The organism is Anaerobutyricum hallii, from assembly GCF_900209925.1.
In the GTDB taxonomy this organism is placed as follows: Bacteria; Bacillota; Clostridia; order Lachnospirales; family Lachnospiraceae; genus Anaerobutyricum; species Anaerobutyricum soehngenii.
Map to the genome: position 1 here is coordinate 627,470 of NZ_LT907978.1, position 21,828 is coordinate 649,297.

Below are 21,828 nucleotides of genomic sequence, written 5' to 3' on the forward strand. Positions count from 1 at the left end.
GCTTTTCTTATGTGGTGTAACAGCCAGTGCATTGGATTTTTGAAATGAGGTGAAAAAGGTGGAGAATATTGTAATGGGAATACTGGCGCATGTAGATGCCGGAAAGACAACATTATCGGAAAGTATGTTGTATTTATCAGGAACGGTACGTAAGCTTGGACGAGTGGATCACAAAGATGCTTTTCTTGATACGTATGCATTAGAGAGAGACAGAGGAATTACGATTTTTTCAAAACAGGCTGTTTTTTCACTAGGAAATAAAAAAGTGAACCTTTTAGATACACCGGGACATGTTGATTTTTCTGCGGAAATGGAACGAACACTGCAAGTTCTTGATTATGCGGTACTTGTTATCAGCGGGGCAGATGGTATACAGGGACATACAGAAACTTTATGGAAACTGTTAAAGCTTTATGATATCCCTACATTTATTTTTATTAATAAGATGGATCAGCAGGGAACAGATAAAGCGGCACTGCTTTCAGAATTAAAGGAACGTCTTGATGAAGGATGCATTGCTTTTGATCAGGAAGAGAGTACAGAAACCCTGGAAGAACTGGCAATGACCGATGAAAAGGTACTGGACTATTTTATGGAGCATGAAAGTGTCCGGAAGGAAGATATTTGTCGCTTGATAAAGGAAAGAAGAGTATTTCCATGTTATTTTGGTTCAGCATTAAAGTTAGAAGGAGTACAGGAACTTCTTTATGGGTTTGAACGGTATATGGAGCCATATACGGGAACAGAAGAATTCGGAGCGAAAGTATTTAAGATTTCGAGAGATGATAAGGGAGAACGTCTCACATTCTTAAAAGTAACTGGTGGAAAGCTTGTTGTGAAGATGCCGGTGAATCTGGTGGATAAAGAAGAAAAGGTGAATCAGATCCGTATTTATTCCGGAGCAAAGTATGAGACAGTAAGCGAGGTAGAATCCGGTGGTGTCTGTGCGGTTACGGGACTGGTTTCTTCTTATATCGGACAGGGATTTGGTGTGGAAAAAGGTACAGCTGCCCCATTTTTAGAACCGGTTTTAACATATCAGATGATTTTGCCGGATGGAGCGGATACGACAAAGGTTCTCCGGGAGTTGAAACAATTAGAGGAGGAAGAACCACTTCTTAATATTGTATGGAATCCTGCATTAGAAGAAATTCATGTACAGTTAATGGGAGAAGTGCAGACAGAAATCTTAAAGACAATGATTGCGGAGCGTTTTCATTTAGATGTTGAGTTTGGTACGGGAAAGATTGTATATAAGGAAACGATAAAGAATCCTGTTGTGGGAGTCGGACATTACGAACCACTTCGTCATTATGCAGAAGTTCATCTTAAAATGGAGCCTCTTGAGGCCGGCGGCGGACTTGTTTTTGATGCAGATTGCAGTGAGGATGTTCTTGATAGAAACTGGCAGCGCCTGATTCTGACACATTTGCAGGAAAGAGAACATCCGGGAGTGCTTACCGGTTCGCCGATTACGGACATGAAGATAACGATTGTAGCAGGAAGGGCACATTTGAAACATACCGAGGGCGGTGACTTCCGTCAGGCAACTTACCGGGCTGTCAGACAGGGCTTAAAGTCTGCGGAAAGTATATTGCTAGAACCATGGTACTCTTTTGTTTTAGAAGTTCCGTCTGATCAAGTAGGCAGGGCGATGTCAGATATCGGGCAGATGAATGGAAGTTTTGAAGGTCCGGAGGCGGAGGATAAGCAGGGAATGGTGCGGCTTACCGGAACAGCACCAGCTTCGGAAATGCGTGATTATCAGCGGGAAGTCTGGACTTATACGAAGGGACGTGGACGAATCACATTCACTTTAAAAGGATATGAACCTTGTCATAATGCAGAAGAAGTAATAGAACAGATCGGCTATGACAGTGAGAGAGATATTGATAATCCAACCGGTTCTGTTTTCTGCGCACATGGTGCCGGATTTCTTGTAAAATGGGACGAAGTACCGGAATATATGCATATAAAAGAAGATTTTTTATCAGAAGGATCTGATGAGATATCAGAAGAAGAGCAGACGATAACAGGAAACACCCATTTTGGAAATAGTAGTTATTCCTCAGGATATGGAGATGATCCAGAACTCCTTGCAATCATGGAGAGAGAGTTTGGCTCCAAACAAAAAGAAAGAGATCGTTACAGCGGTTATCGTAAACAGACCGTGTCGGCACCAATGCCCCGGAAAACTGTTATAAAAGATACCGAACCGAAAAAAGAATATTTACTTGTAGATGGATATAATGTTATTTTTGCCTGGGAAGAATTAAATGAACTTGCCAAAGCAAGCATTGATGCTGCAAGAAATAAGCTGATGGATATTTTAAGTAACTATCAGGGATTTACAGGCTGTACATTGATTCTTGTTTTTGATGCATATAAAGTAAAAGGAAGTCAGGGAGAAGTGCAGAAATACCATAATATTTACGTTGTGTATACAAAAGAAGCAGAAACGGCGGATCAGTATATTGAAAAGACGACACATGAAATTGGCAGAAAGTATAAGGTCACAGTAGCGACTTCGGATGCTTTAGAGCAGGTTATTGTTATGGGGCAGGGCGCATACCGTATTTCTGCAAGAGATTTTTATGAAGAGGTAGAACGGACAGAAAAGCAGATTCGGGAGATAAATGGGCAGCAGCATGGTGAGAAAAGAAATTATCTTTTGGATTATGCAAAAGAAGAGGATGCAAAACATATGGAAGAAGTAAGGCTTGGGAAAAAGTTAGAGAAACTTGACAAAACCACTGTCAGCGACCCTGAGTAAATCCTAGTAAAGCAGTGTAGTATGCACAAAAAAACAAAGGGAAAAAGGGGCTGTTTTATTGACTTTTGAAAGTCTCTATGTTATATATGGAATTTAGACGTTACGATGAATGTACGCTCGGAATCTTTTCATAAAATCAAGCACAAAAGACTCGAGAGTACATAGGAGATGATAGGAGGAAACTATGCTTGAATTACAAAATATCAGCTATATGGTTGATGATGATAAAGAGATTTTAAGAGATATTAATCTTGCATTTGATGAGAAGTTTGTTGCGATTACAGGACCAAACGGAAGTGGAAAGTCCACTCTTGCAAAGATTATCGCCGGCATCTTAAAACCAACATCCGGTAAGATTTTATTAGATGGTGAGGACATTACAGACCTGAATATTACAGAAAGGGCAAAGAAAGGGATTAGCTATGCTTTCCAGCAGCCTGTAAAGTTTAAAGGATTAAAAGTAAAAGATTTAATGAGCATTGCCTCTGGAAAGACATTAGATATTGCCGGAATCTGTGATATTCTTTCTCAGGTAGGATTATGTGCAAGAGATTATATTAACAGAGAACTGAATGGCAGTCTTTCAGGCGGTGAGCTTAAACGTATAGAGATTGCTATGATCAAGGCGAGAGCAACAAAGCTTTCCGTATTCGATGAACCAGAAGCAGGAATTGATCTGTGGAGCTTTAACAGCCTTATTCATGTATTTGAAGATCTTCATGAGAAGACAGACGGTACGATCCTGATCATTTCCCATCAGGAAAGAATTCTTGAAATTGCAGACAGAATCATTGTAATTAATGACGGACTTGTAGAAAAGAGTGGAAAAGGAGAAGAGGTTATTCCGGAACTCCTTTACAAATCAAGTATGTGTCAGAAATTAAACAGAGATTAGGGGGACAGAATCATGGATTTAATACAGAAAGAATTATTAGAAGAGATTGCAGATCTTCATGGAGTACCGGCTGGAGCATATAATATTCGTGCAAATGGAGCTGCTGCTGCAAGAAATACGACAGCGAACATTGATATTGTTTCTAAAGAAGATAAACCGGGAATCGACATTATCATCAAGCCGGGAACAAAGAAGGAAAGCGTGCATATTCCGGTTGTAATCAGTCAGACAGGGCTTACCGACCTTGTTTATAATGATTTCCATATTGGTGATGATTGTGATGTGACGATCGTAGCAGGCTGCGGAATTCATAACAGTGGTGACGGACTTTCACAGCATGATGGTATTCATGAATTTTTTGTTGGAAAGAATTCTAAGATTCGTTATGTGGAGAAGCATTATGGTAATGGTGACGGCAAAGGCGGTAAGGTGATGAATCCAAAGACGATCATTCATCTTGACGAGAATGCATATTTTTATATGGATACCGTACAGATTAAGGGAATTGACAGCACAATGCGTGAGACAGAAGCCGATTTAAAAGACGGAGCAAAGCTTGAGATTTCCGAGAAGCTTATGACACATGGAGAGCAGAAAGCAGAAACACAGTTTGCAGTGGACTTAGACGGTGAGGGAAGCAGTGCGAACGTTGTATCCCGTTCCGTTGCACGTAATGATTCTTATCAGATGTTCCGCGCGAAGATCTCAGGTAATAATGCCTGTGCCGGACATAGCGAATGTGATGCGATCATCATGGATAACGCAAAGGTTCGTGCGATTCCTGAATTAGAGGCGAATAATCTGGATGCAGAACTGATCCATGAGGCAGCAATCGGTAAGATTGCAGGAGAACAGCTTATTAAACTTATGACATTAGGACTGACAGAAGAAGAAGCAGAAGAAATGATCATTTCCGGATTCTTAAAATAGTGATATACTAAACCGTATAATATACAGTCGTTTGTGAATGAAGTGTAACATTGCGGAAACTTGAGTACAACTGGCGGAATTTAACCCCAAAAGCAAGTATCGAAAGATTCTGAGACTATATAAGAATACTAAGGGGGACTTTTTATGAGACAATGTATGGATATGGATAATTTACATAAAAGATTAAAAAGAGTAGAGGGGCAGATCAAGGCAATTGACCGTATGATCGAGCAGGATGTTCCATGCGAGGATATTATTATACAGATTAATGCAGCGAAAACTGCCCTGCATAAGATTGGGCAGGTAGTATTAGAAGGGCATTTAAATCATTGTGTAAAAGACGGAATTGCACATGGCGATGCAGAGAAAACGATCGCAGATTTTGCAAAGGCTGTAGAATATTTTTCAAGATTATAAAACGGATGAATCAATGAAATAAAGAGGACATAGAATTTTTTTAGAATTTTATGTCCTTTTTTGTTATAAAAAGTGCAAAACAAAATAGCTACAGGATGGATATTTTTATTGCTACAAAAATAAAATCAACTTATAATATAAGAATATATTTTCGGAATTTTATAAGCGGATAAGATCAGGCTGGGAAATATCCGAATCAGATGAGAAAATGTGAGGTGTTAATATGAGCAGAACAGACGAAGAAATCAAAAGATATGAAACGAAGATGAAGTCTTGTACGACAATGACAGATTTACTGGTAGCGATGTCTTCCTGGCAGAGCTATGCACAAAGTCATAATTTAAGCACAGAAGAAAAGCGAATGGTAGATGAAGCGTATCTGAAGGCGGAAGAAAGACTGATTACTGCGGTAAAGCCAAGTTTATGGTAAGTTTTTGATTATAGATCTGCAGGAATATAAGTTTGCAGTGATAGCTGCATTGATAAAAGATTCAAGTCGAGCAGCCGCGAGACTTGGCGCGTGATTCTGGTCAGCGTAAGCTGACATATTCTTTACAGAATCACTGCGCATCCTCGCGGAGCGTTTATCTCAGTCGGAGATTGGACTCCCACTGAGACAAATTTGCTGTCACTCACCACCTGAAAGAGGTGGGAGTCTTCTCGACTGAGATAAACAGATTGCTAGTGGAGGGAGACAAAATGAACGGAACGAAAGGAAAAATGGCAGAGGCATTTAAGGAGCTTGTGTGTAAGAAGTCATTTCAGAAGATTACGATAAGCGATATCGCAAAAGAGAGCGCCATGACCAGAGAAAACTTTTATTATCATTTCCGGGATAAATATGACATCATGCACTGGATTTTTGAACAGGAGATCGTAGAAAAACTTCCGTCAGAAGAGGAATCGTTTGAAATATGGTTTCATACATTATTTATAAACACATGTGAGGATTACAAATATTACAGAAAGTTGATAAAGAATCTGAGTGTAGAGGAAGTACGCAGTGACTTATACAAACTATTTGAACACAGAGTACGTCTTATGATCGAAGAGTGTCTGGACGATTCCGTCTGGAATCTACGTAAGGAGAAGGAAGATTTTACAGTAACATTTTTTACGGAGGCTTTTCTTGGATTTTATATCAATTACATCAGGGAGCATGAGGAAATCAATCTTCAGTTACTCCAAATGGAAATAAAGTTTCTCTTTGATAAATTTCTTTCAACCGTAAGAATTACGAAAGAGTAAGTAACCGAGCAAGAAACATAATAATTAGATAAAATATCTAAAAGAAAGATAGGAATAATTACTGAAATAGTGCAAAATAGCCCATGAAAATGGAATTGTAAGGTAAAAAAACGAAAAAATATCGTAAGAAATATGACAGATTCTCACATAATTCTTACAATGTAAAAAGACAAATACCCCTATAAGTGTTATATTTAAATCAGCACTAGTGTACTTAATTGGAAACATTAATTGAATAGGAGGAATTAATATGACTAACGTAATTATTGGTGAATTTGTCGGAACCATTTTACTTGTATTATTAGGTGATGGTGTTTGTGCCAACGTTACACTGAACAATTCTGGATTTAAAGCAGCAGGCGCTCTGTTTATAGCACTTGGCTGGGGTCTTGCAGTTTGTCTCCCAGCAGCAGCATTCAGCGGCATCTGTCCAGCATCTTATAACCCTGCACTGACAATCGCTTTGTTCGCAGACGGAACATTAGCAGCAGCAGATGGCTACACAATCGCAGTTATTATCGAAATGATTATCGCTGAGATGGCTGGTGGTTTCATCGGTGCAGTATTAGTATGGGTAGCATTTAAACCTCAGTTTGATGCATCTTCAGATTTAGGTGATAGCCTTAGAGGTATATTCTGTACAGCTCCTGGCGTAAGAAATATCCCTTACAACATTCTTCAGGAAGCAATTGCAACATTCTGGTTAGTATTCGCTATTAAAGCAGCTTGTGGCGCATTTGATCTTGGAACATTTGGTGTATTCTTAGTAATCGTTTCTTGTGGTACATCTTTTGGTGGTCTTACAGGATACGCTCTGAACGCAGCCAGAGATACAGCTCCTCGTTTAGCATTCTCTATCTTACCTATTAAGGGTAAAGGTGATGCTGACTGGGCTTACGGTTTAACAGCTCCATTAATCGGACCTGTAATCGGTGCATTAGTAGCTGTAGCTCTTTACGCTGCATTACCATTATAGAATATAATAATAGTAATTTAGTTTACTACATAATGAATAATAAAAACAGGGCTGTCGGAAAATAGATAGTTCCAAACAGGGGCAGATTTGATTCATGTGAGTCAGATCTGCCCCTGGAATTTTTCCATAAAAAGAAAAAAGATGGCTAACGACAACCATCTTCTCTTTGGTGGAACAGTATCTTATGGTAGTGTCTTATTTTTGCTTTGGACGAACAGATTCATGATAGATTCGTTCTGCTATTGCAAGAATGTAATTTTGTACGATATTTTCACTTCCATAATCAGGATTCGGATGTAAATCAGCAAGCTTTAATAAGTTGCCGGCGGCAATCCGACATTCAGCAAAGGAGAGAAGCCCCCAGCTTAGCTGATCGAGTAAATGTGCATAAAGTGAAGAATATGTTACAAGACGGTCTTCTGTTCTGATATGGTCAAGTATTTCGGTAAATTCCGCTCGGATCAGATTACGATAGGTCTCTTTGTAACAGTCCCATAATGCATCTTCAGACACTCCGAAACGTTCCATACGTCGAATAATATCATGCTGTGAGTGTGTAGTGATTCCCTGCTGGAGCCTGAGTGCTTCTTTGATAGAGGTAATTACAGTACGTCCAATTAATTCTCCAAGCTTACTGTGCTTTCCGGCATTCGTAAGATGAGTGTTTGATTCGGCATTCGCTATAATGATGACACCGTCTGTACCGGTTCCGGTAGCAATTCCGCAGGAATATCGGCTGGAAATTAAAAGCTCCTGCATAGCAGCAGCCTTCGCTTCTGCACAGGAGACGAGAGCAGAAGCCATCGCTTCTTTTTTCAGATCGGCATTAATGTAAAGAAGAATATTGATGGTGCCGGTTGGAGTAGTATCGTCAAAGGAACTTTCTGACTTTTCATGCCAGGAAGCCGGATCTCCGATACGACCTCCGTTACTTCGTACACCTGCAGTAGTAATAGCTGTGACGGAAAAGTCTTCATAGGAGAGTGTAGAAATAGCAGCGTTCTCCATGCTTGCAGCAGTCAGAAGACCGGAACAGGCAGAAGAATCAAGTCCTAAGTCTTCCTCTGCCAAAATATCCATGTGCTCCCGATAAGTATCTGCCCGAAGTTTAATCCCCATACCGGAACCGGGATTGGCATCATTATTAAAAACAGCAGATAAATCTGTTGTAAATCCTCCATTATTTGGACCGGTACTCAGGACATTTCGTTGTCCTTTAAAAAGAATAACAATAGACTTCTTGTATTTATGTATGGTATCTCCATTTGGAAATTCATAAAGTTTCAAAATAATGCCTCCTTTTTAGCTTTCTGGTGCCTCGAAGCTTCTATCTAATGTAATAATACATTCCATAAGGAATGCGGCTGGTAATTGCATGACCTTAGAGAACAAATACAACCGTGGGACACACGGGGATGGCTCGCATATGCTTAGCACAGTAGTGCTATCGAACGAGAACCAAACTTGCCGAGGTTGGGAAGCCCCACACCTCTACGGGTGGGGAGGATGTCACCCTAAGTATTTGGCTAAAAATACAACAACGATTAAAATAACCGTTAGAAAAAACATAGTGTTCATTGGAACATTGAGACGTGGGAGTCCACCCTGGTCCGGACGTATTTCAAAATTGTTTCGGTTTTCCCATGCTTCTTCTAAACGCTCTTCCTTTGTCTGGTTCTTCCAGCGTTCCATATTTTCTTTGCTTGTTTCTTCAAAGAGAGCAGAATCGCTTTTTAATCCAAGCGCAGCCCGGTCTCTCGAAGATAATGTTTCATCTTTTCGAATATCGTACCCACATACGGGGCATATTTTTTCATCAAATGGATAAACTTTACCACATTTACGGCATTTAATCGTTGTCATATAGAACCACCTCTTTTTTTAAATTATTAGAATTATAACACGCTTATTATAACTTGACAAGAATACGGAAAATGGCTTATCATATAAAGATAAAGTAACTGTTTGAGAGAATGAGACAGTTAATGTACTCTCGGAACATTTTTGTACTTCGAGAATACATATTAGAATCAGGAGGAAGAATAATGACAGTTGAGATGTGGATGGGGCTTGGAATTGTTGTTGCAATCATCGGCTTTGTTATGTGGCGTGTAGGCTTGAGTATGCAGGCAAAGAGAAATCGAAACGCAGGTATGGTTACTATGATAGCGTGGTTACTTCTCATGGTTGGAGTAATGACCGCCTTTTCATTCTTTAGAGTAAAGTATTTAAGCTGATAAGTGGATAATATAGTAAAAGAGAAATAGGAGAGCATTATGAGGATTTCAACAAAAGGTAGATATGCTCTTCGTTTAATGCTTGATATTGCTATGAATGATGCAGAAGGGAAGCCAGTGAGAGTGAAAGATATTGCCAAACGGCAGGAAGTGTCCGGGAAGTATCTGGAGCAGATTGTTTCGGTACTGACCAAGGCAGGATATTTGAGAAGTATTCGTGGCCCTCAGGGTGGATATCTCCTCACAAAGCATCCGGATGAGTATACGGTAGGTATGATTCTGCGAATTACAGAAGGCAGTATGGAGCCGGTTCCTTGTCTGGAAGAAGGAAGTGAAGTTTGCGAAAGAATGGAAGAATGCATAACGATTCCTCTCTGGAGAAAGCTGAACGAGGCAATCAGCGGGGTGCTTGACCATACGACATTAGCTGATTTGATTGAATGGCATTATGCGAAGAATGGAAATGATTATGTGATTTAAAAAAAGCTTCTGGAATTATAGAAGAGTATGATTTCAGAAGCTTTTTTCTATAAAGAAGAACAGAATGAGTTTTTACAAAACAGGAAAGTAAGCAGGAATCTGACGAAGAATATCGAGGTGTTCTTGAAATTGACATTTTTGTATTTTGGAAGGGAAGGATAAAATGATAGGACAGTATACAACACAACAGTGGCTTTTATATTTTTATGTGTATTGTTTTCTTGGGTGGATTTTTGAATCCTGCTATGTATCATTTAGAAAAAAACAGTGGGTAAACAGAGGATTTCTCCATGGACCGTTTTTACCTATTTACGGAAGTGGAGCAGTGATGATGCTCTTTGTGTCAGAACCATTTAAAGATAATCTGATACTCACCTATTTTGCAGGTGTGGTGGGTGCAACGCTGCTGGAGCTGGTAACCGGAGCAGCAATGGAAGCATTGCTTAAAGTAAGATACTGGGATTATTCCAACCAAAAGTTTAATTACAAAGGATATATCTGTCTGTCCTCTTCGGTTGCCTGGGGATTTTTGACGATATTGATGAACGAAGTATTCCATCCGGCAATCTTACACGTGCTTGCCGTCGTGCCAAAGATGACAGATGAAATCTTTGTGTGGGTAGTAAGTGCAGGTCTTGCGGTCGATCTGTGTATTTCTGTACGTGATGCAATTGATCTTAGAAATATTCTTGTTGGAATGGAAAATGTACGAAAAGAAGTGGTTATATTAAGAAAGAGAGCAGATGTTGTTATCGCTGTTCTTGATCAGGAGTGGAGAGAATATGTTAAGAACCATCCGGCAGTAGAGCGTATGGATGAAATAGGAAAAGAAATAGAACTGCGTCTGGCTAAGATGAGAGAAATGGCAGAGCTTCCAAGGCTTCCAGAACATCAGAAACTCGAAATGCTTGATATGAAAGAAAGAATCGGAAAGTTAAAAGAACGTAATTTCCGCCTGAAAAGAAAGGGAACCGGCAATGTCCGAATGCTTATTAAAGGAAACCCTACTATGGTCTCTCCAAAGTATACGGATGCCTTTAATCAGTTAAAAGGATACTTAGCGGATTTTGAAGAAAAAAGAAAAGGGAAAAAATAACAATTTTTTTAAGATATTGTGAAGAGTGGGAAAATACATTGACTTATTAAGAAAGTTGCGTTACATTTTTAAGATAATAAATTGTGCAGGCATCTGTATTATTTATACAGTTTATACATCATGACGCGCATCTCGCAGCAAAAATGTCAGGACATTCCTGAATATATAGCAATCGGGCAAAAAGGTGATATTATGACAGAAAAATTAAAGAATTATAAGCATGGTTTACTCCTGCTATACTTTCCGTTTTATTTAGCGGCATTTTCCTATTTAGAAAAAAGAGTGCCGGATCAATTACATATTATTGACTGTGCGATTGATCGGTATATTCCCTTTATAGAAGTATTTATCATACCGTATCTTTTATGGTTTGCGTATATTGCAATAGCAGGTATTTACTTTTTCTTCCAGGAAAAGGAATCCTTTTGTAAGTTAATGTATTTTGGCATGATTGGAATGACGATATTTATTATTGTTTCTTATGTATATCCGAATGGCTTAGAACTTCGGCCAGACACATTTACAAGAGACAATATCTTTATACAGCTTACCAGAAAGATCTACTCGATGGATACGCCGACAAATGTACTTCCGAGCATTCATGTGTTTAACTCGATGGCAGTGTATTTTGCCGTAAAAAACAGTCCGTATCTGAAAGAAAAGAAAGTGATAAGAGGAGCGGCTTTTTTTATGACTACTTCTATTATCCTGTCCACCATGTTTTTAAAACAGCATTCCGTTGTGGATGTACTTACTGCATTGATTTTATCTTATGTAAGTTATGATATTATTTATAATGAAAGAACAGAAAAGATAAAAGAAGGATTAGAAGAACTAAAATTTCGCAGAAAACGCAAAGAATTCTCCAAATTTTGACCTTTTCCTGCATTGGTTGATGTGATAGAATAGATATAACAAAATGTTGCAGATGAGGAAGTGTAGACATGCGAAAGATAATATTTATTGGAAGAAGTGAGGCGGGGAAAACAACACTCACACAGGCGATGAAAGGCAAGAAGATTGTTTATCATAAAACACAGTATATTAATCACTATGATGTGATTATAGACACACCGGGTGAATATGCCGAAACAAAGGAACTTGCCGGTTCCCTCGCTGTATATAGTGCAGAAGCAGACGTAGTAGGTCTTTTGATCAGCGCAACAGAACCGTTTTCCCTATATCCGCCAAACGTAACAGCGCAATCTAATAGAGAAGTAGTTGGAATCGTAACGAAGTGTGACCATTGGGCAGCGAACCCAGAGCAGGCCGCTGACTGGCTAAGACTTGCCGGTTGTAAGAAAATCTTTATGACAAGCTCATTTACAGGCGAAGGTATCGCAGATATAATTTCCTATCTGAAAGAGGAACATGATAAGCTTCCATGGGAAGAAGTCAAGGCACAGTACGACCATCTTGGCTATGGAAAAGGAGAAAGCGATCAACAGCTTAATCTTAACGGCGTAATCGTATAATTCATGTATGATTTATAAACAAACGAAAACAGACGAAAAGCAGAAATTTACTATAAAAGAAAATGTGAAGATAATCGCGGCGCAGAAAATGCCTGACTGGCATTTTTACTTGCTCCGACATCACATTTTCTTTTATAGTAAATTTCTGCTTTTCTGTTTTTCTGTTTTTGGGCGAATTAAAAAACTCATATTCATGTGCTTTATAACGCATAGATTGCTTTTTTTATGAATTTTAATTAAAGCTTCTGGTTTTCTTATTTTGATTATAATTCTTATTTTAATTATAGTTTGTAAAAAAATTCCAGGAAAAGTTTCTGGAAAATAAAAAAAGCTCCCTGCCGGACTTGAACCGGCGACCTACGCATTACGAATGCGTCGCTCTACCAACTGAGCCAAGGAAGCTTGTCAAAAACTGACCTAATCATTTTACTATACTTTTAGAAAAAAAGCAATAAAAAAATATTAATTTACTATTTGATTTCTTAGGGGAAACAGACGAAAAAAGAAATAATACCATATCCCATCTGCTCTGTAGTCGCTGTGTTTAAAATGCTCATCTGCATCATAAACACGCTCCGAAGCCGCATCTGGGATATGGTATTATTTCTTTTTTCTGTGTGTTGGCTCCAGAAGGAATGAATGTAATAGTCTTTGGGGAGAGAAGGGGGAGAGGTCAGAAGACTTCTGTTTGCTCGGAAGATGTATCGTCAGATTCATTAGGAGAAAACAGACGAAAAAAAGAAACAATGTCATATCCCATCTACTCTGTAGTCGCTGTGTTTAAGATGCTCATCCGCATCTAAAACACGCTCCGAAGCCGCATCTGGGATATGACATTGTTTCTTTTTTCTGTGTTTTGGTTCCAGGAGGAATGAACGTAATAGTCTTTGGGGAGAGAAGGGGAGAAATCAGAAGACTCCTGCTTGCTCGAAAGGTACACCATCCAGAAGAGAAAAATGATATATTGCCACAATATAGTAGTGAATTTATCGTATACAATGATAGCTGACGATATTATCTTATCAGCATTGACAGCATCGCGGAGACAGTATCAGAATAAGTCATAACTTTCTGACCCCTTCCCCATCTCTTTTCCAAAGACTATTACATTTATTCCATGGGGTACAATACACAGAAAATAAAAATAATAGACTATAGAAAATGTAATGCGAGAGCAAGTAAAAATGCCGGCAGGCATACTTTCTGGGTAGCAGTAGACTTCTGACCTCTCCCCCTTAATTTCTCCTAAAAACTATTGCATTCATTCCTTCTGGAGCCAAAACACAGAAAAATAAAAAGAATAGACCATAACAAATGTAATGTGAGAGCAAGTAAAAATGCCGAACAGGCATTTTTTACGCAGTGATATCTTTACATTTGTTATGGTCTATTCTTTTTATTTTCGTCTGTTTTCTCTCAATGAATTAAATAGTAAAATAGTGTATTATAGAGTATAGTATATTTTAAGAAAGAAGGACAAGTCATGAAATACATAATCATCGGAGCAGGTGGAACAGGAGGAATACTTGGATTCTACATGACAAAGGCAGGAAAAGATGTAACACTTATCGCAAGAAATGCACATTTAGAAGCTATGCAAAAGCAGGGACTTTCTGTTGAAAAAATGTGGATAAACGAAACGGAAAGCATACCTGTCGGTGCAGAAAGTATGGAATCTTATGAGGCAAAAGGAGAAAAAGCAGATGTAATTCTCGTTTGTGTTAAAAAATATTCTCTCGATTCCTGCATTCCATTTATTCAAAACATTTCCCATAAAAATACGATAGTTGTTCCAGTATTAAATGTTTATGGAACAGGTGCGTATCTTCAGGAGAAACTTCCAAAGGTTCTTGTGACGGATGGATGCATCTACGTTTCTGCTAATATTAAACAGGCAGGAGTATTATTGCAGCATGGAGAAATATTAAGAGTATTTTTCGGTGTAAGGGAAAAGGAAGATTTGAAGAAATTAAATGGACAGTTGGATGGTGAATATAAAGCAGAAAGATTATTGAAAAAGATTGCACAAGATTTTAAAGACAGTGGAATTGATGGTATTTTATCAGATAACATAAAACGGGATGCCTTGACTAAGTTTTCCTATGTGTCTCCAATCGGAACCGCAGGACTTTATTTACACGCTATTGCAGGAGATTTCCAACGAGAAGGAGAAGCCAGGGAACTTTTTAAGACATTAATTCGAGAAATTGTTACACTAGCTAACGCAATGGGAATCACTTTTGAAGAAGACCTTGTAGAACGTAACTTAAAAATCCTTTCTAATTTGCCAGAAGAGGCAACAACATCTATGCAAAGAGATGTTATAGAAGGAAAACAGTCGGAAATTGATGGGCTGGTATATGAGGTTGTACGGATGGCCAAAAAGTATGGGGTAGAAGTGTCAGCGTATGAGAGAGCGGCAGAAAAGTTTCGGGAGATGGAGGTGAAATAGTATAGAAAATGACATAGCTTAGTTGACAGATTGGAATATATACAGTATTATTAATTAACGCAATGCGTTTTGTGATTGAATGGAGAGAGGTTGTGGGTAGAGGAAGAGAAATAAAAGAACTGCGAGAAAAAATGGGAATGAACCGCAGAGAATTCAGTGATTACTATGGAATACCATATCGTACGGTTCAGGACTGGGAAGCAGAAAAACGCCAATTGCCAGACTATCTGTTACGTTTGATTAAATATCGAGCAAAGATGGAGGGAATGGTGAAAAAAGATAAGTCGTAAGACTTATTTTTTTACCACTTAATTAACGCAATGCGTTATAATTGTTTGAGCTTAATGTTATAATTTGAAGACGAATGGTGGTATAGTATTATGAATCGAAAAGTAAGTGTAATTGAAGATTTGGATGGGAAAAAGATAGTTTTTATCCATGATATTAAATTTAAAGGGAAACGAGCGGTGAATTGGAATGAGGTTAAGGAGTATCTGAAAAATTATGTAGGAGAGTTCTATAATATTGTAGCCAATAATGAAATGATATATATAGGGAATGATTTGCCTAGTGAATATACTGGATCAAAATATACATATAAATTAAAAGGTACGGTTGCAAAAGCTAAGGCAAATGCAGCACAGGGGATTCCAGAATTATTGGAAACAGCACAAGGTGGGAGCTATAGAGAAAATCATAAAGAAAAGCATAATCGTAATGCTAAATATGGTTGGTATAGATATGATTCAAGATTTGCTCTTCCTGTATATAATGAACAGGAGGAGATTGAAAGATATAATGTTTTTCATGCTTCGATGATTATTAGACATTCAGAAGACAGAAAAAAATATTTATATGATATTATAGACATAAAAAAAGAAATGAGCAACTCGCTTGAATAATAAAATCGTACACGACACAAAACCCATTTCTTGTTTATATAATACATCATAAAAACAATATATGCAAGAAAAATAAAAAGTCAGTATTCTGCTTGAGTAATAGTTGCGTAAGAATTAGGATGAGGAAGTATAATGAATAATATTGGTGCATTTAAGAAAAAGTGGATAGAGAATCCATCGGATGAAAAAGGTGTTTTACTCTATCTTCCAGTCAGTGAGGTATTTATTTCTGCAAAGTTTGGAACTGGAGAAAATCTTTTAAAGGAAGATATTACAAGAGGCTTTGATGATTATATTTATGTGAGAAAGTTGATATTTGATGAAGATGAGATGGTAGAATTAGATACTGCACAGTTAGATTTTAGTAGTGAGAGGGAAGACTATTATTTAAATCTAAACCATTTTTGTGAGGAGTCTATTGAAATGATTGGGAATTCTTCAGAGGAAGAATATTGGATTTTGCATATGATTTGATAAAGCAGATGAGATATAATTGTACTTGATGAAAGCTAATGAAATAGTGTATAAAAAAGAAACGAGAAAAAATTATATTTAGTTCAAGATAAGATGATTTCTAGTCCAAGAATTAGTTCAAGGAAGGATTATCAGGTATCATAGTATTCTTTATATATTTTTTTATCATAAGCATAACACAATGCATCAGGTTGGAAAGGAGGCTATTTAGTGGATAAGAAAATAAGCGTAATATCAGATTTGGATGGAAAGAAAATTGTTGTAATCAGTGATATTCGTTTTAAAGGAAAGAGGAATATCAATTGGGAAGAAGTTGAGCAGTATTTAAAAGAATACATAGGAGATTGCTATGAAGTAGTCGAAACCTCGGATCAAGTCTATATTGGTTCAGATTTTCCAGGAGAATTAAAAGGATCTGGAGATACCAAAAGATTATATGGAGCGAATGCGAAAGCAAAGGCTAATGCTACCCAAGGAATTCCTATGCTTCTTCAATGTGCTACGAATAGACGATGGCAGGAAAACTTTAAAGGAAAGCATAATGTTGATGCAAAATTTGGCTGGTATAGGTTTACGACAAGGTTTGCACTCCCAGTATATAACAATGATACTGGAGATCTTGAACGATTTAATATATTCAGGATAGAAATGTTGATACGACATGCTGCAGACGGAAATTTATATCTGTATGACATGGTGAACATAAAAAAGAAACGAGCACCCCGCTTGAGCAATAGCTGTACGGTAACAAACCCATTTCTTGATTATATGATACATTGAACAGTATTAAATGTCAACGAAAAAAGCATAAGAAATCTCAATGAAAAGCCAGTCTAGCTATTCATCGGAAAGACCATAGAAAAGACAGGTTCAGATACACTGATTAGCCTCAGTGCGTCCGGACCTGTTTTTTGTTGCTATCGTTTCTTTTGGTTACCTTTGCCACGTTTGCTCCCGGGGGATTTCAGCATATCGGATTTACGAAGAATGCCCATCAAAGTGACAAATTCATCTTTGGTGAGTTTACTATATTTGATTCCTAATTGTTTCAGGAACATGGCAACTTGGGCTTCTTTAGCAGATCATTTAAAATGATTGGCCTGCTCCAAAGCATTTTTAACAACATCGGCTCCGGTAGTATCAGCAGTTGTACTGTCATGCCTATGTGCATCACGAATGGACGATAAGATTTTCACCATGTCTTTGTTAATGGCCGTACCAAAGAAGTCCTCTTCAGAAAATTGCGCAGCTTTGATTGTTTGCATATAGATATCATCCGGATCAGTGCCTTTTTCAGCACAGAATGGAGGAATAATATAATGGCAAAGGTTAACGAAGTATGAAAAGGAAACAATTATTTCGAGGGATTGCAAGATGGATTGCTGTCCTTTGCTGAACAGCATCCAGAGAATTGCCGGTTCGAGAGCCAGAATAATGAAGGTGTAATGATTTTTGAAATAGATAAAGGAAGACTATCAAGCCGCATAACAGCACCATATACAGAAGAGAGGCGGAAGGTATCTAGTGAGTGTGCAAAAAGTCATGGATTAAATCTAATAAATGGAGAATTTTAAACATTCAATATTATTGAATGTGATACTATAAATATGATATAACATATGTAAGTATGTATACAGACTATTATAGAATGCGAGTATAAAAATATGACATTTGGATATTTCCTAAAAGAATTGACAAAAAATACAGATTGTTCTCAGTCTGACTTTTATCAAGAATTAGGCATCAAGAAAGCTTATTTTACGACATAATTAGTGGGAAAACGAATCTACCATCTCATGAATTACAAATAAAGGAAATGGAATCTTTCTATGGATACATTGACAAGTTATTTGTTTAAAGTGGGAGATAAAGATCACTTGTGGAAAAAATAGATTTTTAAACAAGAAAATCATACATGATTGAGAGGTGATTGTATGGCTGTTCATAAGAAAGCGGATGGTATCTATGAAGAAATAATATCTCAAAAATTACAAAAAAAATTAGTTGATATAGAACCAGAATACAAATTCACAGAGAAATTAGATTCTAATGAAGCACCAGCTATCCTTGCAGATTATGCTGCAAAGCTTATAAAGCATAGACTTCAAATGATTCAGGAGAACGAAGGAAAAATTTCTGATCAAATAAGATTAGTTAATAAATTGATAGATGTTATAGCGGATAATACTATGGATTATCAAAATGAGAAAGTTGCAGATCCGGGTGAACAACTCAAAGCATTGTTGCAGAATAATCCAATAACAAAAGTTACAAAGATGAAGGCGAGTGACTTAATAAGGCCAGTAACGTCTATTGCGGATAGTTCTTTGTTCACAGGTGCAGGACGTGAACCGAATATGAGTAGTGAAATCAATAAAGAAATTGCATCATGTGATCGGATTGATATGATGGTTTCTTTTATTAGATGGAGTGGGGTGGTTTTGATTCTAGATGAACTAAAAAAGTTTGTTGAAAGTGGAAAAAAATTAAGAGTTATTACTACTTCATATATGGGGGCGACAGAATTACGAGCAATTGAAGAGTTATCTAAATTGCCCAATACGGAAATAAAGGTTTCGTTTGATGGAGATAGAACTCGATTACATGCCAAGGTCTATATTTTTCATCGTGAATCTGGATATTCAACTGCATATGTAGGATCTTCAAACTTAACTGCACCAGCTATGACCAGTGGATGTGAATGGAATGTTAAGGTTACAAAAAGCGATCTTCCGGAAATATTTAGTAAAATTGAAGCTAGTTATTCTGGTTATTGGAATTCAAAAGAATTTGAAGATTACTCTGAAGACAAAAGAGAGGCTTTAAAGGAAGCATTAAGCAGATCTGGAAAACGAGATAGGGCTGTTGGTGTAAAGCGTAGTTTTTATTTTGATATATACCCGTATCCATACCAACAGGCCATTCTCGATAAACTTGATGCTGAAAGAAATATACGTAATTCTTATAGAAATTTGATTTGTGCTGCAACTGGAACTGGAAAGACACTAATTTCAGCTTTTGATTATAGAAAACAGTGTGGAATTAAAAAGAAAAAATTAAAGCTGTTGTTTGTTGCACATAGACGAGAAATCTTAGAGCAGAGTTTAGAATGTTATAGAGAAGTGTTGAAAGATTCTGAATTTGGCGACGTGTTTTACTCTGGCCAGGAACCAGATCAAGTAGATTATCTTTTTGCATCGGTTGATATACTTAATAGTCGCAAATTTACAGAATTGAATAGCGATTACTATGACTATATTGTTTTAGATGAATGTCATCATTTGGCAGCTAAATCTTATAGAATGTTATTTGACCATTTCACACCAGAATTTTTTCTAGGATTAACTGCAACGCCTGAGAGAATGGATGGAGAAAGTATTCTTCCGTATTTCAATAATAAGCTTGCAGCTGAGATTAGACTTCCCGAAGCAATAAACCGGAAATTGTTATGTCCTTTTCAGTATTTTGGCGTAGCTGATTCTATAGATCTAAGCAATTTGAAGTGGACTCGTGGTGGCTATGATAAAAGTGAACTTGAAAATGTTTATGCATTAAGTAGAGGTATAGCAGATAAGCGTGCAAAACTGATAATCCAGTCTATACACAAATATGTTGCGGATATTGATGCTGTTAAAGGGCTGGTGTTCTGTGTTTCAATAGAACACGCAAAATACATGACAGAGAAACTTAATGAGGTGGATATTGCGACGACGTATTTGACAGGATCATCTACAGATAAAGAAAGAATGTTAGCGAAACAAAAACTTCAAGATGGGGAGTTGAAGTTTATTTGTGTTGTGGATTTATATAACGAAGGTGTTGATATTAAGCAGATCAATACAGTGCTGTTTTTACGTCCAACAGAAAGTTTGACTGTATTTCTTCAACAGTTAGGTCGTGGTTTACGACTTTCAGAGGGAAAAGATTGTTTAACTGTATTGGATTTTATAGGGCAGGCAAATAAACGATATAGCTTTGAAAATAAATATGCTTCTCTTCTTCAAAAGAATAATCAGGGAATGAAAAAAGAAGTCGAAGCAGAATTTCCGCATCTTCCAAGAGGATGCTATATCAAGTTAGAAAAGAAAGCAAAAGAAAGAATTCTTTCTAATATCAGAAGTTTCTTAAATGGAAAAGCAGGTGTAATTTCTAAGTTAACAACATTTGAGGAAGATACAGGAACCAAAGTATCACTTAGGAGATTCCTAGATTATTATTCGATGACACCTAAGATGATTTATACACATAAAATTACTGTTACTGGAACAGTCAAAAATATGTCTAGTAACATCGATCAAGAAATGTGGAAAAAGCTGTTCAGATTATCTTCGGTGGATTCAGCTAGCTGTCTTCAATATTTAATTAACAATATTGAAACAATTGGGAAATTACGTGGCGCAGATATAACACAAAAGGAATGGTCATTTTTGAAATTGGCATATGCAACATTTATTGATAATTGTGTACCTAAAAACGATGAAGATATATTAATTACGCTCAAAACTTATTTAAATAATAATATTGAATATATACCAGAGATCATAGATGTTCTTCAGTATAGTTTCGAACATGTAGATTTTCTTGAAAAAGATTCGGGATTACCATATGAGAATGCCTTATATGTATATTCTACGTATACAAGAGCACAAGCGTTGGCTTTATTAGATTATTGGAAAACATCTTCAGAAGGCGTGACAAGAGTAAAGGACAAGAGAGCGACATGTCTTTTTGTTACACTTAATAAAGGAAACAGTTATTATTCGCCTTCAACGGCATATCATGATTATTCAATTAACGAAGAACTATTTCATTGGCAATCACAAAATGCAACTGCGTCCAATACATCAGTTGGACAGAGATATATTCATCACGAAGAGCAAAAAGAAGATATCTTGCTTTTTGTACGAGAACAGAAAGATGATAGTTATGGATCTGTACCATTCATGTTCTTAGGTAAAGCAAAATATGTTAGTCATCAAGGAGATAAACCAATGAGTATTGTTTGGAAATTGGAAAATAAAATACCAGCTAAATTTATAGATGTGACAGATAAACTGGGCATCGGATAAGAAAAACATATTCAAAAGTTGTTCAGAAACTAGGAAGCGTTGTCTAGAATATAAAAATGGAAGGTATCATGTAGATTTGAAAATGGTTGAAAAATATGATATCATACTATTGCCTTACAAGTAGTTGTAAGGGATGGAGATTGTAGTCAACAGTTCTGCAACCAACTCGTACGAGAAGGTTGGAACTTGTCTGTTAGTACGAATGACCAATTCAGTCAGGACTAATAATAAGATGATTAAGAACATAATGTTGTCCTCCTGCTTGATTGTAACACAATTGAGTATTGCATTTACAGGATAGCTGGCAATCAAATATAGACATGTGTCTATCATAACGATTACTAAGATTACGTGTATACCCACCGACTAAGGAACGCTATCCTCCGTGTCGATGGGTATTGCAA

Annotated in this window: 21 protein-coding genes and 1 tRNA gene; 18 read left to right on the top strand and 4 right to left on the bottom strand. The window is 37.2% G+C overall.

Annotation, left to right across the window (positions count from 1 at the left end; all coding sequences use genetic code 11):
• Window positions 1-73: 73 nt before the first annotated feature.
• The 7 genes from EHLA_RS02780 (at window position 74) to EHLA_RS02810 (ending at window position 7,239) form a co-directional block, all read left to right on the top strand.
• The gene (locus EHLA_RS02780) at window positions 74-2,773 is read left to right on the top strand and encodes a translation factor GTPase family protein (protein ID WP_096239236.1); all 2,700 of its coding nucleotides are present in this window, start codon (window positions 74-76) and stop codon (window positions 2,771-2,773) included.
• 184 nt (window positions 2,774-2,957) lie between these two features.
• Complete coding sequence (locus tag EHLA_RS02785; protein WP_096239237.1) at window positions 2,958-3,668, top strand: ABC transporter ATP-binding protein; 711 nt, start codon at window positions 2,958-2,960, stop codon at window positions 3,666-3,668.
• A gap of 12 nt (window positions 3,669-3,680) precedes the next feature.
• Complete coding sequence (locus EHLA_RS02790) at window positions 3,681-4,598, top strand: SufB/SufD family protein (protein WP_096239238.1); 918 nt, start codon at window positions 3,681-3,683, stop codon at window positions 4,596-4,598.
• Window positions 4,599-4,742: 144 nt separating this feature from the next.
• Complete coding sequence (locus EHLA_RS02795) at window positions 4,743-5,015, top strand: metal-sensing transcriptional repressor (protein WP_096239239.1); 273 nt, start codon at window positions 4,743-4,745, stop codon at window positions 5,013-5,015.
• Window positions 5,016-5,238: 223 nt separating this feature from the next.
• Window positions 5,239-5,445 carry a hypothetical protein gene (locus EHLA_RS02800; RefSeq protein ID WP_021907293.1) on the top strand — a complete coding sequence of 69 codons (207 nt, stop codon included), beginning with the start codon at window positions 5,239-5,241 and terminating at the stop codon, window positions 5,443-5,445.
• 269 nt (window positions 5,446-5,714) lie between these two features.
• Entirely contained in the window at window positions 5,715-6,263 is a 549-nt protein-coding gene (locus EHLA_RS02805) for a TetR family transcriptional regulator (protein ID WP_096239240.1), read from the top strand.
• Window positions 6,264-6,513: 250 nt separating this feature from the next.
• Window positions 6,514-7,239, top strand: coding sequence for an MIP/aquaporin family protein (locus EHLA_RS02810; RefSeq protein ID WP_096239241.1), 726 nt, complete (start codon window positions 6,514-6,516; stop codon window positions 7,237-7,239).
• Window positions 7,240-7,434: 195 nt separating this feature from the next.
• Here the strand turns inward: EHLA_RS02810 and EHLA_RS02815 are convergent, their stop codons facing one another.
• Together EHLA_RS02815 and EHLA_RS02820 are read right to left on the bottom strand one after the other, a co-directional pair.
• Window positions 7,435-8,526 carry an adenosylcobinamide amidohydrolase gene (locus tag EHLA_RS02815; protein ID WP_157908539.1) on the bottom strand — a complete coding sequence of 364 codons (1,092 nt, stop codon included), beginning with the start codon at window positions 8,524-8,526 and terminating at the stop codon, window positions 7,435-7,437.
• Between the two features lie 222 nt (window positions 8,527-8,748).
• Window positions 8,749-9,102 (bottom strand): hypothetical protein, encoded by a 354-nt coding sequence (locus tag EHLA_RS02820; RefSeq protein WP_096239243.1) that lies wholly within the window; start codon window positions 9,100-9,102, stop codon window positions 8,749-8,751.
• Window positions 9,103-9,284: 182 nt separating this feature from the next.
• Between EHLA_RS02820 and EHLA_RS02825 the strand changes: the two genes are divergently transcribed.
• The 5 genes from EHLA_RS02825 (at window position 9,285) to EHLA_RS02845 (ending at window position 12,527) form a co-directional block, all read left to right on the top strand.
• On the top strand, window positions 9,285-9,476 hold the full coding sequence (locus EHLA_RS02825; RefSeq protein WP_096239244.1) for a hypothetical protein: 192 nt from the start codon (window positions 9,285-9,287) through the stop codon (window positions 9,474-9,476).
• 39 nt (window positions 9,477-9,515) lie between these two features.
• Window positions 9,516-9,956: an RrF2 family transcriptional regulator gene (locus EHLA_RS02830; RefSeq protein WP_021907299.1), complete on the top strand. Its 441-nt coding sequence runs from the start codon at window positions 9,516-9,518 to the stop codon at window positions 9,954-9,956.
• A 163-nt stretch (window positions 9,957-10,119) separates the two neighbouring features.
• Window positions 10,120-11,052: a putative ABC transporter permease gene (locus tag EHLA_RS02835; protein ID WP_096239245.1), complete on the top strand. Its 933-nt coding sequence runs from the start codon at window positions 10,120-10,122 to the stop codon at window positions 11,050-11,052.
• Window positions 11,053-11,244: 192 nt separating this feature from the next.
• A complete protein-coding gene (locus EHLA_RS02840) occupies window positions 11,245-11,928 on the top strand; it encodes a phosphatase PAP2 family protein (protein WP_096239246.1) in 684 nt (227 codons plus the stop codon).
• Between the two features lie 68 nt (window positions 11,929-11,996).
• A complete protein-coding gene (locus tag EHLA_RS02845; protein WP_021907302.1) occupies window positions 11,997-12,527 on the top strand; it encodes a EutP/PduV family microcompartment system protein in 531 nt (176 codons plus the stop codon).
• Window positions 12,528-12,856: 329 nt separating this feature from the next.
• Here EHLA_RS02845 and EHLA_RS02855 read toward each other — a convergent pair.
• Window positions 12,857-12,929, bottom strand: a tRNA-Thr gene (locus tag EHLA_RS02855).
• 1,081 nt (window positions 12,930-14,010) lie between these two features.
• On the opposite strand from EHLA_RS02855, the gene EHLA_RS02860 reads away from it, so the two are divergent.
• The 5 genes from EHLA_RS02860 to EHLA_RS02880 all read left to right on the top strand — a co-directional run bounded on the left by EHLA_RS02860 (window position 14,011) and on the right by EHLA_RS02880 (window position 17,135).
• Window positions 14,011-14,979: a ketopantoate reductase family protein gene (locus EHLA_RS02860; RefSeq protein WP_096239248.1), complete on the top strand. Its 969-nt coding sequence runs from the start codon at window positions 14,011-14,013 to the stop codon at window positions 14,977-14,979.
• A 62-nt stretch (window positions 14,980-15,041) separates the two neighbouring features.
• The gene (locus EHLA_RS02865) at window positions 15,042-15,269 is read left to right on the top strand and encodes a helix-turn-helix domain-containing protein (protein WP_021908055.1); all 228 of its coding nucleotides are present in this window, start codon (window positions 15,042-15,044) and stop codon (window positions 15,267-15,269) included.
• Window positions 15,270-15,359: 90 nt separating this feature from the next.
• Window positions 15,360-15,881: a hypothetical protein gene (locus EHLA_RS02870; RefSeq protein ID WP_096239249.1), complete on the top strand. Its 522-nt coding sequence runs from the start codon at window positions 15,360-15,362 to the stop codon at window positions 15,879-15,881.
• Between the two features lie 132 nt (window positions 15,882-16,013).
• Window positions 16,014-16,355, top strand: a complete 342-nt coding sequence (locus EHLA_RS02875) for a hypothetical protein (RefSeq protein ID WP_096239250.1) — start codon at window positions 16,014-16,016, stop codon at window positions 16,353-16,355.
• Window positions 16,356-16,565: 210 nt separating this feature from the next.
• Window positions 16,566-17,135 carry a hypothetical protein gene (locus tag EHLA_RS02880; RefSeq protein ID WP_123864831.1) on the top strand — a complete coding sequence of 190 codons (570 nt, stop codon included), beginning with the start codon at window positions 16,566-16,568 and terminating at the stop codon, window positions 17,133-17,135.
• Between the two features lie 302 nt (window positions 17,136-17,437).
• Here the strand turns inward: EHLA_RS02880 and EHLA_RS16010 are convergent, their stop codons facing one another.
• Window positions 17,438-17,620 carry a hypothetical protein gene (locus tag EHLA_RS16010; protein WP_123864832.1) on the bottom strand — a complete coding sequence of 61 codons (183 nt, stop codon included), beginning with the start codon at window positions 17,618-17,620 and terminating at the stop codon, window positions 17,438-17,440.
• A 669-nt stretch (window positions 17,621-18,289) separates the two neighbouring features.
• Here EHLA_RS16010 and EHLA_RS02895 point away from each other — a divergent pair.
• Window positions 18,290-21,424: a DUF3427 domain-containing protein gene (locus EHLA_RS02895; RefSeq protein WP_096239253.1), complete on the top strand. Its 3,135-nt coding sequence runs from the start codon at window positions 18,290-18,292 to the stop codon at window positions 21,422-21,424.
• The last annotated feature ends 404 nt before the right edge of the window (window positions 21,425-21,828 follow it).

Coding starts and splice junctions, on each gene's coding strand:
- EHLA_RS02845 (WP_021907302.1), top strand. CDS start 11,997: ATGCGAAAGATAATATTTATTGGAAGAAGTGAGGCGGGGAAAACAACA.
- EHLA_RS02860 (WP_096239248.1), top strand. CDS start 14,011: ATGAAATACATAATCATCGGAGCAGGTGGAACAGGAGGAATACTTGGA.
- EHLA_RS16010 (WP_123864832.1), bottom strand. CDS start 17,620: ATGCAAACAATCAAAGCTGCGCAATTTTCTGAAGAGGACTTCTTTGGT.
- EHLA_RS02830 (WP_021907299.1), top strand. CDS start 9,516: ATGAGGATTTCAACAAAAGGTAGATATGCTCTTCGTTTAATGCTTGAT.
- EHLA_RS02870 (WP_096239249.1), top strand. CDS start 15,360: ATGAATCGAAAAGTAAGTGTAATTGAAGATTTGGATGGGAAAAAGATA.
- EHLA_RS02800 (WP_021907293.1), top strand. CDS start 5,239: ATGAGCAGAACAGACGAAGAAATCAAAAGATATGAAACGAAGATGAAG.
- EHLA_RS02790 (WP_096239238.1), top strand. CDS start 3,681: ATGGATTTAATACAGAAAGAATTATTAGAAGAGATTGCAGATCTTCAT.
- EHLA_RS02820 (WP_096239243.1), bottom strand. CDS start 9,102: ATGACAACGATTAAATGCCGTAAATGTGGTAAAGTTTATCCATTTGAT.
- EHLA_RS02805 (WP_096239240.1), top strand. CDS start 5,715: ATGAACGGAACGAAAGGAAAAATGGCAGAGGCATTTAAGGAGCTTGTG.
- EHLA_RS02835 (WP_096239245.1), top strand. CDS start 10,120: ATGATAGGACAGTATACAACACAACAGTGGCTTTTATATTTTTATGTG.
- EHLA_RS02785 (WP_096239237.1), top strand. CDS start 2,958: ATGCTTGAATTACAAAATATCAGCTATATGGTTGATGATGATAAAGAG.
- EHLA_RS02795 (WP_096239239.1), top strand. CDS start 4,743: ATGAGACAATGTATGGATATGGATAATTTACATAAAAGATTAAAAAGA.
- EHLA_RS02840 (WP_096239246.1), top strand. CDS start 11,245: ATGACAGAAAAATTAAAGAATTATAAGCATGGTTTACTCCTGCTATAC.
- EHLA_RS02895 (WP_096239253.1), top strand. CDS start 18,290: ATGGCTGTTCATAAGAAAGCGGATGGTATCTATGAAGAAATAATATCT.
- EHLA_RS02810 (WP_096239241.1), top strand. CDS start 6,514: ATGACTAACGTAATTATTGGTGAATTTGTCGGAACCATTTTACTTGTA.
- EHLA_RS02875 (WP_096239250.1), top strand. CDS start 16,014: ATGAATAATATTGGTGCATTTAAGAAAAAGTGGATAGAGAATCCATCG.
- EHLA_RS02865 (WP_021908055.1), top strand. CDS start 15,042: ATGCGTTTTGTGATTGAATGGAGAGAGGTTGTGGGTAGAGGAAGAGAA.
- EHLA_RS02780 (WP_096239236.1), top strand. CDS start 74: ATGGGAATACTGGCGCATGTAGATGCCGGAAAGACAACATTATCGGAA.
- EHLA_RS02825 (WP_096239244.1), top strand. CDS start 9,285: ATGACAGTTGAGATGTGGATGGGGCTTGGAATTGTTGTTGCAATCATC.